The sequence below is a fragment of the Microcella sp. genome, assembly GCF_046296455.1.
Taxonomy (GTDB): domain Bacteria; phylum Actinomycetota; class Actinomycetes; order Actinomycetales; family Microbacteriaceae; genus Microcella.
On record NZ_JBKBLF010000038.1, the window covers coordinates 1 to 13620 of the forward strand.

General features: G+C 74.3%; 14 protein-coding genes and 1 pseudogene. 9 read left to right on the plus strand and 6 right to left on the minus strand.

Annotation, left to right across the window (positions count from 1 at the left end; genetic code table 11):
- Positions 1-321 precede the first annotated feature (321 nt).
- The 3 genes and pseudogenes from ACK4HH_RS12755 to ACK4HH_RS12765 form a co-directional block, all read left to right on the plus strand.
- A pseudogene (locus tag ACK4HH_RS12755) lies at positions 322-951 on the plus strand (metallophosphoesterase); the annotation flags it as partial.
- Positions 952-1487: 536 nt separating this feature from the next.
- Positions 1488-2546, plus strand: coding sequence for a GTP 3',8-cyclase MoaA (moaA, locus tag ACK4HH_RS12760; RefSeq protein WP_409652639.1), 1059 nt, complete (start codon positions 1488-1490; stop codon positions 2544-2546).
- A complete protein-coding gene (locus ACK4HH_RS12765) occupies positions 2539-2796 on the plus strand; it encodes a MoaD/ThiS family protein (protein WP_409652603.1) in 258 nt (85 codons plus the stop codon). The genes moaA and ACK4HH_RS12765 overlap by 8 nt, the downstream gene beginning before the upstream one ends.
- A gap of 22 nt (positions 2797-2818) precedes the next feature.
- Here the strand turns inward: ACK4HH_RS12765 and ACK4HH_RS12770 are convergent, their stop codons facing one another.
- Genes ACK4HH_RS12770 through glp form a run of 3 tightly spaced genes read right to left on the minus strand, consistent with a single transcriptional unit; the run spans position 2819 to position 5476 of the window.
- Positions 2819-3244 (minus strand): molybdenum cofactor biosynthesis protein MoaE, encoded by a 426-nt coding sequence (locus ACK4HH_RS12770; protein WP_409652605.1) that lies wholly within the window; start codon positions 3242-3244, stop codon positions 2819-2821.
- Positions 3234-4265, minus strand: coding sequence for a bifunctional molybdenum cofactor biosynthesis protein MoaC/MoaB (gene moaCB, locus ACK4HH_RS12775; protein ID WP_409652608.1), 1032 nt, complete (start codon positions 4263-4265; stop codon positions 3234-3236). Before moaCB ends, ACK4HH_RS12770 begins: the two co-directional genes overlap by 11 nt.
- A complete protein-coding gene (gene glp, locus ACK4HH_RS12780) occupies positions 4262-5476 on the minus strand; it encodes a gephyrin-like molybdotransferase Glp (protein ID WP_409652611.1) in 1215 nt (404 codons plus the stop codon). Before glp ends, moaCB begins: the two co-directional genes overlap by 4 nt.
- A gap of 147 nt (positions 5477-5623) precedes the next feature.
- Here glp and ACK4HH_RS12785 point away from each other — a divergent pair, with 147 nt between their 5' ends.
- Positions 5624-7180: a molybdopterin-dependent oxidoreductase gene (locus ACK4HH_RS12785; protein ID WP_409652614.1), complete on the plus strand. Its 1557-nt coding sequence runs from the start codon at positions 5624-5626 to the stop codon at positions 7178-7180.
- Positions 7181-7242: 62 nt separating this feature from the next.
- On the opposite strand, the gene ACK4HH_RS12790 is transcribed toward ACK4HH_RS12785, so the two are convergent.
- Positions 7243-7755: an MOSC domain-containing protein gene (locus ACK4HH_RS12790; RefSeq protein WP_409652617.1), complete on the minus strand. Its 513-nt coding sequence runs from the start codon at positions 7753-7755 to the stop codon at positions 7243-7245.
- A 3-nt stretch (positions 7756-7758) separates the two neighbouring features.
- Complete coding sequence (locus ACK4HH_RS12795; protein WP_409652619.1) at positions 7759-8895, minus strand: ThiF family adenylyltransferase; 1137 nt, start codon at positions 8893-8895, stop codon at positions 7759-7761.
- Between the two features lie 38 nt (positions 8896-8933).
- Here ACK4HH_RS12795 and ACK4HH_RS12800 point away from each other — a divergent pair, with 38 nt between their 5' ends.
- The 4 genes from ACK4HH_RS12800 to ACK4HH_RS12815 are packed head-to-tail and all read left to right on the plus strand — an operon-like array spanning position 8934 to position 11298.
- Positions 8934-9752 carry an ABC transporter permease subunit gene (locus tag ACK4HH_RS12800; RefSeq protein ID WP_409652622.1) on the plus strand — a complete coding sequence of 273 codons (819 nt, stop codon included), beginning with the start codon at positions 8934-8936 and terminating at the stop codon, positions 9750-9752.
- Positions 9749-10498 (plus strand): ATP-binding cassette domain-containing protein, encoded by a 750-nt coding sequence (locus tag ACK4HH_RS12805; RefSeq protein WP_409652625.1) that lies wholly within the window; start codon positions 9749-9751, stop codon positions 10496-10498. Before ACK4HH_RS12800 ends, ACK4HH_RS12805 begins: the two co-directional genes overlap by 4 nt.
- 9 nt (positions 10499-10507) lie before the next feature.
- Positions 10508-10990, plus strand: a complete 483-nt coding sequence (locus ACK4HH_RS12810; RefSeq protein ID WP_409652628.1) for a hypothetical protein — start codon at positions 10508-10510, stop codon at positions 10988-10990.
- The gene (locus ACK4HH_RS12815) at positions 10987-11298 is read left to right on the plus strand and encodes a hypothetical protein (RefSeq protein WP_409652631.1); all 312 of its coding nucleotides are present in this window, start codon (positions 10987-10989) and stop codon (positions 11296-11298) included. The genes ACK4HH_RS12810 and ACK4HH_RS12815 overlap by 4 nt, the downstream gene beginning before the upstream one ends.
- A gap of 51 nt (positions 11299-11349) precedes the next feature.
- Here the strand turns inward: ACK4HH_RS12815 and ACK4HH_RS12820 are convergent, their stop codons facing one another.
- Positions 11350-11766 (minus strand): hypothetical protein, encoded by a 417-nt coding sequence (locus tag ACK4HH_RS12820; RefSeq protein ID WP_409652633.1) that lies wholly within the window; start codon positions 11764-11766, stop codon positions 11350-11352.
- 122 nt (positions 11767-11888) lie between these two features.
- On the opposite strand from ACK4HH_RS12820, the gene serA reads away from it, so the two are divergent.
- On the plus strand, positions 11889-13481 hold the full coding sequence (gene serA / locus ACK4HH_RS12825; protein WP_409652636.1) for a phosphoglycerate dehydrogenase: 1593 nt from the start codon (positions 11889-11891) through the stop codon (positions 13479-13481).
- Positions 13482-13620: the final 139 nt, after the last annotated feature.

Sequence of the window (13620 nt, forward strand, 5' to 3'; positions counted from 1 at the left end):
GGCACGCTCGCGGCGGCCGCGAGCGGCTACGACCACCCGGCGCTGCGCCTCGAGCTCGACGCCCCCGCCGCCGGCACCGTCACGTGGTCGGGCGCGGTGAGCCCCCGCCACCGCGTCGTGCTCTCGGCGTGGGACGACGCGGCCGCGCGGTGGCGCGTGATCGGCGAGAGCGTCGCCGATGCGCGCGGCTCGGCGACGGTGGGCGGCGAGACCGCCGCGACCGAGGCGCTGCTCGTGCAGGTGCTGCCGGCCCCGCGCGTCGCGGCCGACCTCGAGCCCAATGCGGCGTTCGAGCGGGTCGACGACGTCGACGCGTCGATCGTGCACCTCACCGACACCCAGTACCTGAGCGAGGGGTATCCCGAGGAGTACGAGCGCATGACGCGGTGGATCGTCGAGCTCGGGCAGCAGCGCGAGCTCGCGGCTGTCGTGCACACGGGCGACCTCGTGCAGAGCTGGGTCGACCCCGACCAGTCGGAGGCTCGGGCGCGAATCGAGTTCGCGCGCGCATCCGCCGCCCAGAAGGTGCTCGAGGATGCCGGGCTCGTCACGACCGTGCTGCCCGGCAACCACGACACCAAGCGCGGCATCGACACCGCGCTCTACGCCGAGTACTTCGGGCCCGACCGGTACGCCGACGCGCCCGGTTTCGTCGCGCCCATCGCGCCGGGCGATGCGACCTCGAGCTACACGATCGTGCAGGCGGGCCCCGCGCCCGTGCTCGTGCTCTCGATCGGCTACGGCTACGGCGAGCGCGAGCTCGTGTGGGCCGAGGGCGTGGTGCGGCGGCATCCCGACCACAATGTGGTGATCGCGACGCACGAGCACCTCACGCCGCTCACGCGCTGGGATCCGGCGCGACGGGCGACCGACAATCGGTGGCTGAGCCGTGCCGACGAGCTGTGGCAGCGCGTCGTCGAGCCGAACCGCAACGTCGTCGCCGTGCTCGCGGGGCACTATCACGGCCTCGGCGCGATCGTCACGCCCGATGCGGGCGGCATCGAGGGGCACGATGTCGTCGAACTGCTCGCCGACTACCAGGAGTTCCGCACCGACTCGGGCGAGCGCGCCACGGGCTTCTTGCGTCTGCTGCAGTGGGATCTTGCTGCGGGTCAGCTGCTCGTCGACACCTACTCGCCGCGCCTCGACGCGACCGTCTCGGCCGCCTACGACTACCCGCAGTTCGTGCTCGAGAGCGGGGTCGAGAGCCGCCCGGCGAACGGCCGGCCGTGGAACATCGTCGCCCTCGGCGCCGAGGGCCGCTACGGCGTGGCCGACGACGAGTTCGCGGTGCCCCTGACGCTGCAGTACGACAAGACGCTGCGGATGACCGGTCTCGCGCTCGTCACCCCCGACGCCGACCCGCTCGAGGGCGAGCAGTCCGATGCGCTCGGCCGCGGCGCGCACCACGCAGCGCCGCGCGTCTGAGGCGGCGCCCCGGGGCCGTTCGCAGTCGGCCTGCGGCGACGCCCTCTACAGTGGCCCCCATGACGACGATCGGTCTCGGGATGCCCGTCGCGCGCCGCGCGGCCCCCGACACCACCGGGCGCCCCGACACGCGTGAGCTCGTCGACCGCTTCGGCCGCGTCGCCCGCGACCTGCGCATCTCGCTCACGAGCGCCTGCTCGCTGCGGTGCACCTACTGCATGCCCGCCGAGGGGCTGCCCGTCGTGCCGCGCGACGAGCTGCTGACGGCGCACGAGATCGCGCGGCTCGTGCAGATCGGGGTGCGCGACCTCGGGGTGCACGACATCCGCTTCACGGGGGGCGAGCCGCTGCTGCGCCCCGACCTCGTCGAGATCGTCGAGCGCAGCGCGCGGGTGGCGGCAGGGGCATCCCTGGCCCTTACCACCAACGGCATCGGGCTCGAGAAGCGCATCGAGGCGCTGCTCGCCGCGGGGCTCACGCGCCTCAACATCTCGCTCGACACGGTCGACCGCGACCACTTCGCGCGTCTCACCCGGCGCGACCGCCTGCCGGCCGTGCTGCGCGGCATCGAGGCCGCGCGACGGGCGGGCATCGCCCCGCTCAAGATCAACGCCGTGCTCATGCGCGACACGCTCGACGGCGCGGGCGACCTCGTCGCGTGGGCGATCGAGCACGGGGTCGAGCTGCGGTTCATCGAGCAGATGCCGCTCGACGCCGACGAGGCGTGGGTGCGCGACAACATGGTCGAGGCGGCCGAGCTCGTCGCGGCGCTCGCGCCGCGGTTCGCGCTCAGCCACCCGCACCGCGACGACCCGCACGCTCCCGCCGAGACCTGGCTCGTCGACGGCGGACCGCACGCGATCGGCATCATCGCCTCGGTCACGCGCTCGTTCTGCGAGGCCTGCGACCGCACGCGCCTGACGGCCGAGGGCACCGTGCGCTCGTGCCTGTTCGGCGACGACGAGACCGATCTGCGCGGGATGCTGCGCTCGGGCGCCTCTGACGAGGAGCTCGCCGATCGCTGGCGCGCGGCCATGTGGACCAAGCAGTCGGGCCATGGCATGTCGCTCGACACCTTCCGACGGCCCGCGCGCACGATGGGGGCGATCGGTGGCTGAACTGCGGGTGCGCTACTTCGCGGCGGCGGCCGAGGCCGCCGGGCGGGAGGAGGAGGTGTTCGCCGCGGCGCAGGCCGCATCCCTCGCCACGGTCGGCGCGGTGCGCGCGCGACTCATCGCGCAGTACGGCGAGCCGATGGCGCGCGTGCTCGCGAACGGCTCGTTCCTCGTCGACGGCGTCGTCAGTCGCGACGACGCGATGGCGGTCGACGGCCTCGTCGACGTGCTGCCGCCCTTCGCCGGGGGGTGACCCCAGCGCGCGACCGGGAACGCTACAGGCCGACCCACTCGGTCGTGCCACCCGCGACGTGCTGCCGCTTCCAGATCGGCACCGTGCTCTTGATGTCGTCGACGAGCCTGTCGATCGCGGCGAAGGCCGCCGCGCGATGCGGCGCGGCGACGGCGGCGACGAGCGCGAGGTCGCCGATCTCGAGGGGGCCGGTGCGGTGCGCCGCGGCGACGCGCAGCCCCGTCTCGGCGGCGACGCGCTCGCAGGATGCCCGGAGGAAGTCTTCGGCGTCGGGGTGCGCGAGGTAGTCGAGCCCCGTGACGGCCTGCCCGTGGTCGTGGTCGCGCACGATGCCGCGGAAGGTCACGAGGGCGCCGTCGGCCCGCGTCGCGACCGCGGCCTCGATGGCCGCGGCGTCGAGGGGCGCCGCCGTGACGAGGGCCGTGGGAGCCGTCGCCTCACGCGTCATGATCGCCGCCCGCGAGCTGTTCGAGCAGGTGCGGCAGCAGCTCGTCGAGCACGGCGAGGCCGTCGCGCACCCCGCCGCGCGAGCCCGGCAGGGTCACGATCACGGTGCCGCGCGCGATGCCGGCGACTCCCCGGCTGAGCGCCGCGGTCGGCACCGCCTCGCGCCCGCGTGCGCGGATCGCCTCGGCGATGCCCGGCAGCTCGACGTCGATCTCGGCGGCGACGGCGTCGGGGGTGCGGTCGCTCGGGCTCGGCCCCGTGCCTCCGGTCGTGAGGATGACGGCGGGCGCGCTCGCGAGCGCCGCCTGCAGGGCCTCGGCGACACCGGCATCCGGTGCCACGACGACCTCGTCGACGGCGATGCCGTGCTCGCCGAGCCACGCGGCGATGACGGGGCCCGTCTCATCCGGCCGCTCGCCGCTCGCCGCCCGTGTCGACGCCACGAGCACGATGGCCGTGCGCGGGCGCACGGCCGGGTGCTCGGGGGCGCTCTGCGCCAGCTTGGCCCCAGCATTCGCCCGTGCTGCTGCGGGCCTCGCCGCGACGTCGCGCGACCACGGGCCGCGCACGCCGCCCGTCTTCTCGATCAGCCGGATCTCGCCGAGCACCCCGGCCGGGTCGACCGCCTTGACCATGTCGTGCAGGGTGAGGCCGGCGACGGCGACGGCCGTGAGCGCCTCCATCTCGACGCCCGTGCGACCCGTCGTCGTCGCGGTGGCCGTGATGACGACGCTGTCGATGTCGAGCTCGAGGTCGACGGTCACGGCATCCAGCGGCAGCGGGTGGCACAGCGGGATGAGCTCGCTCGTGCGCTTGGCGCCGCCGATTCCGGCGAGCCGCGCGGTCGTCAGCACGTCGGCCTTCGGCAGGGCGTCGTCGCGCAGCAGTGCGATGACGTCGGCGCGCGTGCGGTAGCGGCCGCTCGCGACGGCACGCCGCACCGAGGGGGACTTGCCGCTCACGTCGACCATGCGGGCGCGCCCATCGGCGTCGAGGTGGCTCAGGGTGCTGTCGTCGCTCACAGCACCCATGCTGTCACCTCGCTGCCCGCGGGCAGATGAGTGGCCTCGGCCGGCACGACGATGACCCGGTCGGCGTGCGCCATGGCGACGACGAGGTGCGAGCCGGGGCCTGCGACGGGCGTGATGCCGCCCCGGTCGTCGGCGCGGGCGCGCACGAGCTGCACGCGGTCGGCGACCGAGTCGAGGTCGACGGTGAGCCGGCGCGACTCGGTGGTGCGCGCGGGCAGCCCCGCGAGCTCGCGCAGCGCGGGGGCGAGGAAGAGCTCGAACGACAGCTGGGCGCTCACCGGGTTGCCGGGAAAGCACAGCACGGGAACGCCCGCGACGCGGGCCGTCGCCTGCGGGCCGCCGGGCTGCAGCGCGAGCGAGCCCACCCAGGCCCCGTGCGGTTCGAGCACCTCGCGCACGACCTCGAACGCCCCCTGCGAGATGCCGCCCGCCGTCACGACGATGTCGGCCGACGCCGCGGCCTGCGCGAGCACGCGCGCGAACTCGTCCGGGTCGTCGTTCGTGCGCTCCTGCAGCATGACCGCGCAGCCCGCGGCCCGGGCGGCAGCCGCGAGCGCGGGCCCGTTGGCGTCGAAGATCTGCCCGGGCGCGAGCGTCGCACCCGGTGGGGCGAGCTCGGCTCCCGTGCTGATGACGGCGATCCGGATGCGCCGCGCCACCCGCACACGATCGTGCCCGGCAGCGGCGAGCGCGGCGAGGTGCCGCGAGGCCAGCACCGTGCCCGCGGCGAGCACCTCGCCGCCCGCGGGCAGGTCTCCTCCGGCCTCGCGGATGAAGGCGCCCGCCTGCATGGCGGCGGCGACGGCGGCGGTCTCACCGGCATCCGTCGCCGTCATGACGACCCGCTCGATCGGCACGACGGCGTCGGCCCCCTCGGGAACGGGGGCCCCCGTCATGATGCGCACGGCCGTGCCGGGGGCGAGGGGCGCGACGGCGCCGGGAGCAGCAGGGATCGTGCCGACGACCGGCAGCCCCCGGCCCCCGGTGAGGTCGGTCGCGCGCACGGCGATGCCGTCCATCTGCGCGTTGCGGAACGGCGGGAGGGCGACGGCGGAGTGCACGGGATCGCTGAGCCGCCGGCCGAGGGCCGCGTCGAGCGCGACCGTCTCCGTCGCGGTCGACCGCAGGCCGGCGAGCAGTGCGGCTACGCGGGCGTGGTGCTCGTCGACGCTCGCGCGGTGATCGGCGGGTGTCGTGGTCATGCGGCCTCCCTCTCTGTGCGTCGGCCCGTGCGGTGCCACCATCGTCTCCCACGCGTGCTCGCCGCGGTGAGGCATCGGGCGCGGCCGTAAGACTTCTGAAAGGTATCGCCCAGGCCGCCCGGGGGCGCGGCGGCTTACGCTGACGGCATGTCTCTGCGCCGCGCCACGCTCTGGGCCGCGGCCGTGGGCCTCGGGGCGGCCGCCGTCGTCATCGCGGTGACCGAGGTCGTCGCCCTGCTCGTCGCCCCCGCCAGCAGCTCGGTGCTCGCCGTCGGATCGCTCGTCATCGACCTCGCGCCGCCGTGGCTCAAAGACCTCACGATCGCGCTGTTCGGCGAGGCCGACAAGATCGTGCTGCTCGTCATGGTGGGCCTGCTTGTCGCCGTGCTCGCGGTCGTCGCCGGGGTGCTCGAGCACCGGCGCCGGCCGTGGGGCGCCGTGCTGCTCGGCCTCCTCGGCGTCGTCGCGCTCGTCGCCGTGCTGACCCGTGCCGAAGCCACGCCGCTGTGGGCGGTGCCGACCCTGCTCGGGGTCGTGGCGGGCATCGTCGTGCTGCGCCTGCTCATGGGGCGTCTGGCCCGCTGGAGCTCGGCGCGCGGTACCAGCACGGCGGCCGTGCGGTCGGCGGGTGTCGCCCGACGGTCGTTCCTCACCGGTCTCGCCGCGACCGCGGCGGGGGCGGTCGTCGTGGGGATCGCGGCGCGTGCGGCGAACGCCGCGAGCTCGGTGGCCGAGACCGTGCGCGAGGCGCTGCGGCTGCCCGCGGCGACCACCCGGGCCGCCGCTCCGCCGCTCGGTGCCGAGCTCGACGTGCCCGGCATCACCCCGCTCGTCACGCCCAACCGCGACTTCTACCGCATCGATACGGCGCTGCAGGTGCCGCGCATCGACGCCGCGCAGTGGACCCTGCGGGTGACGGGCCTCGTCGAGCAAGAGGTCGAGATCGGCTGGGACGAGCTCGCCGCCCTGCCGCTGCAGGAGTCGTACGTGACGCTCATGTGCGTCTCGAACGAGGTCGGCGGCGACCTCACGGGCAACGCCCTTTGGCTCGGCTACCCGATCCGCGACATCCTGGCGCGCGCCCGCCCGCTGCCCGAGGCCGACATGGTGCTCTCGCGCAGCCAAGACGGCTGGACCGCCGGTACCCCGCTCGACGTGCTGCAGGATCCGGGTCGGGATGCCCTGCTCGCGATCGGCATGAACGGCGAGCTGCTGCCGCTCGAGCACGGGTTTCCCGCCCGCCTTGTCGTGCCGGGCCTCTACGGCTATGTCTCGGCCACGAAGTGGGTCGTCGAGCTGAAGGTCACCCGCTTCGATCGCGACATCGGCTACTGGACGCCGCGCGGCTGGTCGGCCCTCGGCCCGGTCAAGACCCACTCGCGCATCGACGTGCCGCGCGATCGTACGCGACTGGCCGCGGGCACGACGGCGATCGCGGGCATTGCCTGGGCGCAGCACACCGGCATCGAACGTGTCGAGGTGCGCATCGACGGCGGCGCCTGGCAGCAGGCCCGTCTTGCCGAGGCGATCTCGGTCGACACCTGGCGCCAGTGGGTGCTCGAGTGGCCTGCCGAGCCCGGCACGCACGTCATCGAGGTGCGGGCGACCGACCTCGCCGGGCGCACGCAGACCGAGCCCTACGTGCCGGTCGCCCCCGACGGTGCCGAGGGCTATCACGGCATCGTCGTGCAGGTCGACGCCTGAGCGCTCGTCGAGCGAGACGCAGCGACGGTCAGTGCAGCGTCGCGATCACGGCGGCGCAGCGGTCAGTGCACCGTGACGACCGCGGCGCCGAGCCGCAGCACGCCGTCGCTCAGCACCGCGCAGCGCATGCCGCCCCGGCGCAGCAGCGCGCGGTGGGCGCCGGGCGCGAGCTCGGCATCCATCCACCCGCAGGGGTTCGCGGGGCGCATCGCGCGAAACAGCACGGCTCCCTCGCCGCTGTCGATGCTGAAGGTCGCGCCGCGCATCGCGTCGATGTCGAGACCGCGCACCTGGATGTTGCGGCGCGTCGCCGCGAAGTCGGGCACGTCGTCGAGCTGCAGCGCTTCGGCGACGTGCTCGAGCGCCTCGGCGGCCATGATCGTGACGGCCGCGTCGCGGTGCGCGGCGTGCCCGAAGTAGCGGTCGCCGACGATGCCGAGGCCCGCGCGCAGCGCGATGCGATCGTGCAGCTCGACGGCCGTCGCGGGCGCGGCGCCGTCGCTCGGTCGCCCCTCGTAGCGGTGGCTGGGCGAGGCGAGCAAGTGCTCGATCGTGATCGACTGCGGGATGCTCACGGCTCAGTACCGTGCGATGCCCGGGTCGACCTGCACCGACCAGGCGTCGATGCCGCCGATGAGGTGCTGCGCGTCGAGCCCCGCCGCCTGCAGCGCGTCGAGGGCGTGCCGCGACCGGATGCCGTGGTGGCAGTAGGCGACAATGCGGCGATCGCGCGGCAGGGCGCCGATGCCGTCGGCGAGCCGGCCGAGCGGCAGCAGCTGCGAGCCCGCGATGGCGGCGAGCTCGTGCTCCCAGGGCTCGCGCACGTCGAGCAGCAGGGGAGGCGCGGGCACGGCGAGCATCGCAGCGAGCTGCGGCGCGGTCAGCTCGTCGCCGTCGACCGTGCGCTCGGCCACCCCGTGGTCGGGGGCCGCGCCCTCGGCACCGCCGTTCGCCGCCTCGTCGGCCAGCGCGGTGACGGGCACAGCGCTCGGGTCGTGCCGGTACGCGAGTTCGCGGAACCGCCCCGATCGCGCATCGTACGTCGTCACGCGGCCGATGAGGCTCTCGCCGATGCCCGTGAGCAGCGTCACGACCTGCGCGGCCATGATCGAGCCGATGACGCCGCACACCGACGGAAGCACACCCCCGGTTGCGCAGTCGAGCACGCTCGCGGGGTCGGGGGCGACGGGGAAGAGGTCGCGGTAGCCGGGCCCGCCGACCGGGCTCACGCCCACCTGCCCGTCGTACTGCAGCACGGCGCCCCACACGAGCGGCACCCCCGCGAGCACGGCGGCGTCGGCGGCGAGGTAGCGCGTCGCGAAGCCGTCGCTGCCGTCGACGAGCAGGTCGTAGCCGTCGAGCAGGGCGAGCGCGGTCTCGCGCGAGAACCGTTCGGGATGCCGCACGATCGTCGTACCGGCGTTGAGCGCGGCCAGGCGCTCGGCGGCCGAGTCGACCTTCCGACGCCCGAGGTCGCCCTCGCCGTGCAGGGTCTGCCGGTGCAGGTTGCTGCGCTCGACGACGTCGTCGTCGACAATGCCGATGCATCCGCCGGGCCCCGCGCCGACGCCCGAGCCCACGAGCTGGGGCAGCACGACGCTGCCGAGCCCGCCCGCGCCGATCACGAGCACGCGCGCGCTGCCGAGCGCCGCGAGCTCGGCCGGCCCGAAGCCGGGCAGGGCGAGCTGGCGGGCGTAGCGCGCGGGGTCGAGCATGGTGTGATTGTCGCAGGCACGAGCGAGAGGATGCCCCGATGACGCGAGCACCCCATCGCGCGCGCCCGCCGCTCGCCGTCGTGGTGCTCGGCGCGATCGGGCTCGCACTGCTCGTCGGGCCGCTCGTCGCGATCGTCGTGCGGGCGCCGTGGGGCCGGCTGCTCGAGCTGCTCTCGAGCGAGACGGCGCTCACCGCGCTCGGCATCTCGCTCGGCACGGCCGCCGCGGCCACGGGCCTGAGCGTGTTGCTCGGGGTGCCGCTCGCGCTGCTGCTCGCGGGCGCCCCCGACGAGCCGCCCGGCCTCGCACTGCGCGTCGTCCGCTCGCTCGTGACCGTTCCCGTCGTGCTCCCGCCCGTCGTCGGGGGCGTGGCGCTCGTCGCCCTGCTGGGGGAGGGCGGCCTCGTCTCCGCGCCGATCGCCGCGCTGCTCGGCGCGGCGCCGCCGACGAGCGCGGGCGCGGTCGTGCTCGCGCAGACCTTCGTGGCCATGCCCTTCCTCGTCTTCGCGATCGAGGGTGCCCTGCGGGGCGCCGACCGCCGCGTCGACCTCGTCGCCGCGACGCTCGGGCTGACCCCCGGCCGGCGCCTGCTACGGGTCACGCTGCCGCTCATCGCGCCGGGCATCGCGGCGGGCGCCGCCCTGAGCTTCGCGCGCGCGCTGGGCGAGTACGGCGCGACGGTGACCTTCGCCACGAGCATCCCGGGCGTCACCCAGACGTTGCCGATGGCGATCTACGCGCAGCTCGCCGAGGGCGACCGCGACGCCGCGATCGCGCTGTCGCTCGTGCTCATTGCCGTGTCGGTCGTCGTTCTCGTCGCGCTGCGCGACCGCTGGGTGCCGGGGGTCACACGATGAGCGCGCGGCCGATGGCGATCGAGGGCGCCGTGCGCGTGCGGCGCGGGTCGCTCGCGATCGACGTCGACATCGCGGTGCCCGCAGGGCAGACGCTCGCGGTCATCGGTCCGAACGGCGCGGGCAAGTCGAGCCTGCTGCTCGCCATCGCCGGATCCCTCGCGCTCGCCGAGGGCAGCCTCGCGATCGAGGGGCGGGTCGTGGATGCTCCGCCCGCGCCCCCCGTGCCGCCCGAGCAGCGCGGCGTCGGCATGGTGTTCTCCGACCCGCTGCTGTTCCCCCACCTGACCGCGCTCGAGAACGTCGCCGTCGGGCCGCGCGCGCACGGCGCCCCGCGGGCGCAGGCGCAGCACGACGCGCGTGCGTGGCTCGAGCGCTTCGGGGTCGGCGCGGTCGCCGGCCTGCGCCCGGGCGCGCTCTCGAGCGGCGAAGCGCAACGCGTGGCGCTCGCGCGGGCCCTTGCGGCCGGGCCGCGGCTGCTGCTGCTCGACGAGCCCCTCGCGGCGCTCGACGTCGCGGTGCACGACTCGGTGCGGGCAGAGCTCGCGCGCTGCGTGCGCGAACGGGGCATCGGCGTCGTGATCGTGACGCACGCGCGCGCCGATGTCGCGGCGCTCGCCGACGAGGTGCTCGTGATCGAGAGTGGTCGCGCGACCCAGCGCGGCACGCTCGCGGCGCTCGAGGCCGATCCCGCGACGGCGTTCGTGCGACGGTTCACGCTCGAGCAGCCTCCGAGCGTCGATCGCTAGGCTCGCAGCATGCCCCGCACTCCCGCGCCCGACGACGACGCCGCGCTGCGGTGGGACGAGCTCGACGACCCGAGCTATGTCGAATCCGATGCCGCGATCGCGGCGCGCGCACCCGCCGTCGCGGGCGATGACGCAGAGGCGGGCGCCGCATCCCTCACCGACGAGGCCCCGGATGCCGGCACCGAGCCCCCCGCCCCCGGCGGCCCCGCCCTCGGGCTTCGGCTGCTCACGGGGCTCTTCGCCCTCGTCTACCTGGCCTGGTCGGTGGGGTGGATCATCGGCATCGGCCTCGTACCCCTGAGCGGCCCGACCGTGCTGCTCGAGGTGCTGTACCAGTTCAGCGAGTTCCTCGCGATCATCGCGAGCGCGCTGTGGTTCGCCGCGGTCGTGGCGCTCACGCGCGACGGCCGGGCGGCGCATCGCATCGGCTGGCTCGCGCTCGGCACGCTCGTGCTCGTGCCGTGGCCCGTCGTGCTGGGGGTGCTCGCGTGACCCGCGCGCACGTCGGCGTGGCCGCGCTGCTGTCGATCATCGCCGGGTGGTTCGTCTTCGACGGCGTCAGTTCGCTCATCGGCCTGCCGGCCCTCTTCGCGCAGCTCGGGGCCGACGCCTCGGCCGTGCCCTGGGTGCCGCTATGGGCGGGCGTAGTGCTGCCGGTGGTCTTCTTCGGCGCGGCGGTCGTCGTCGCCCGGCGGCAGCCGCTCACGCGCTTCACGCTCGTGCTCATCGTCGCCCTCGCCGCGACGGCGACCGTGCGGCTCTCGCTCATCGCCCTCGCGACGGGTTCGATCCTGCTCTGAGCCCGCCCAGCGGGCTCGATCGTGCTCTGAGCCCGCCGACCGGAGCCGACCTCAGCCCAGCCCCACCCACAGCACGAGGGCGATGAGCAGCACCTGCATCGCCAGGCGCGGCCAGAAGGGCACGGCGACGACCCCGAATCGGTCGCGGTGCCGCGCCGCGTAGGCGTTGGCCGGGAAGACGCCGACGAGGAACACCGCGAGCGCGATGCCCGCCGCGGCGCGCGTCGGCTCCCACAGCAGCCCGAGGCCGCCGGCGATCTCGGCGACGCCCGTCACCCACACCCACACGACGGGCGAGAACGGCCGGCCGTGGAACACCGCGGGCACCATCGCCGCCATGCCCCGCACGACGGGCGGAACGAAGTGGGTGATGCCGATCGCGACAAACACGACGGCCGTGATGACGCGGGCCAGGTCGACGCTGCCGATCACGAGGGCGTCGAGCGCAGCATCCGTCACCATCGTCATGGCCGCCATTCTGCCCGCGTGCCCTGCGATACCCTGGGAGGCACCGGTCGCCCCCACTGGCGTAGGCCACCGCATACCACCGCACCTCTTGTCGGTACCCCTCCGCGTAAGGACCTCACCCCGTGCCCAAGCCGGTCGTGCTCATCGCCGAAGAACTGTCTCCCGCCACCGTCGACGCCCTCGGCCCCGACTTCGAGATCCGCCAGGTCGACGGCACGAACCGGCCGACCCTGCTCGCGGCGCTGGCCGAGGCGAGCGCTGTGCTCATCCGGTCGGCGACGCAGATGGATGCCGAGGCCATCGCCGCGGCGACCTCGCTCAAGGTCATCGCGCGCGCGGGCGTGGGTCTCGACAACGTCGACGTGCCCGCCGCGACGAGCGCGGGCGTCATGGTCGTCAACGCGCCCACGAGCAACGTCATCAGCGCCGCCGAGTTGGCGATCGCGCACCTGCTCTCGCTCGCGCGCCACGTGCCCGACGCGAACGCCTCGATGAAGGCGGGGGAGTGGAAGCGCTCGAAGTACACGGGTGTCGAGCTGTTCGAGAAGACCGTCGGCGTCGTCGGCCTCGGCCGCATCGGCGTGCTCGTCGCGCAGCGCCTCGCCGCGTTCGGTGTCGAGCTCATCGCCTACGACCCCTACGTGCCGCCGGCGCGCGCGCAGCAGCTGGGCGTGACGCTCGTGAGCCTCGACGAGCTCATGCAGCGCAGCGACTTCATCACCATCCACATTCCAAAGACGCCCGAGACGACGAACCTCATCAGCACGGCGCAGTTCGCGCTCGCGAAGCCGAGCTTGCGCATCGTCAACGCGAGCCGCGGCGGCATCATCGACGAGGATGCCCTGCGCGATGCCCTCGCGACCGGCCGCATCGCGGGCGCGGGCCTCGACGTGTTCGTGAACGAGCCGCCCGTCGGCTCGCCCCTGCTCGAGCTGCCCACCATCCAGCTCACGCCGCACCTCGGCGCCTCGACCGATGAGGCGCAAGAGAAGGCAGGCGTCTCGGTCGCGAAGTCGGTGCGCCTCGCGCTCGACGGTGAGCTCGTGCCCGATGCCGTCAACGTGGCGGGCGGCGTGATCGACCCGAGCGTGCGCCCCGGCATCCCGCTCATGGAGAAGCTCGGGCAGGTGTTCGCGGCGCTCGCCGACGCCTCGTTCGCGAGCATCGACGTCGAGGTGCGCGGCGAGATCGTCGCGCACGACGTCAACGTGCTCAAGCTCGCGGCGCTCAAGGGCATCTTCAGCCGCATCTCGAGCGAGCAGGTGAGCTACGTCAACGCGCCGCTGCTCGCCGAGCAGCGCGGCGTCGCGGTGCGGCTGCTCACCGAGGCGACGAGCGAGGAGTACCGCAACCTGCTGACGATCCGCGGTTCGCTGAGCGACGGCACGCAGCTCTCGGTGAGCGGCACGCTCGTCGGCGCGAAGCAGGTCGAGAAGATCGTCGAGATCAACGGCTACGACGTCGAGGTGCCGATGGCGCAGCACTTCATCGTCATGATCTACACCGATCGGCCCGGCATCGTGGCGATCTACGGCAAAGAGTTCGGCGAGGCCTCGATCAACATCGCGGGCATGCAGATCGCCCGGCGCACGGCCGGCGGCCAGGCGCTCAGCGTGCTGACGGTCGACTCGCGCGTGCCCGATGCGCTGCTCGAGCGCGTGCGCACGGCGATCGACGCGACCGTCATGCGCGAGATCACGATCGTCGAGCAGTAGCTCGCCGGGCAGGATCGAGCAATAGCTCGCAGAGCAGGATCGAGCAGGAGCTCGCAGGGCAGGATCGAGCAGCAGCTCGCAGGGCAGGATCGAGCAGCAGCGCCCGTTTCACGCAGAAGAGCGCCCGTCGACGGCGGGC

Coding starts and splice junctions, on each gene's coding strand:
- moaA (WP_409652639.1), top strand. CDS start 1,488: ATGACGACGATCGGTCTCGGGATGCCCGTCGCGCGCCGCGCGGCCCCC.
- ACK4HH_RS12770 (WP_409652605.1), bottom strand. CDS start 3,244: ATGACGCGTGAGGCGACGGCTCCCACGGCCCTCGTCACGGCGGCGCCC.
- glp (WP_409652611.1), bottom strand. CDS start 5,476: ATGACCACGACACCCGCCGATCACCGCGCGAGCGTCGACGAGCACCAC.
- ACK4HH_RS12785 (WP_409652614.1), top strand. CDS start 5,624: ATGTCTCTGCGCCGCGCCACGCTCTGGGCCGCGGCCGTGGGCCTCGGG.
- ACK4HH_RS12795 (WP_409652619.1), bottom strand. CDS start 8,895: ATGCTCGACCCCGCGCGCTACGCCCGCCAGCTCGCCCTGCCCGGCTTC.
- ACK4HH_RS12800 (WP_409652622.1), top strand. CDS start 8,934: ATGACGCGAGCACCCCATCGCGCGCGCCCGCCGCTCGCCGTCGTGGTG.
- ACK4HH_RS12805 (WP_409652625.1), top strand. CDS start 9,749: ATGAGCGCGCGGCCGATGGCGATCGAGGGCGCCGTGCGCGTGCGGCGC.
- ACK4HH_RS12810 (WP_409652628.1), top strand. CDS start 10,508: ATGCCCCGCACTCCCGCGCCCGACGACGACGCCGCGCTGCGGTGGGAC.
- ACK4HH_RS12820 (WP_409652633.1), bottom strand. CDS start 11,766: ATGACGATGGTGACGGATGCTGCGCTCGACGCCCTCGTGATCGGCAGC.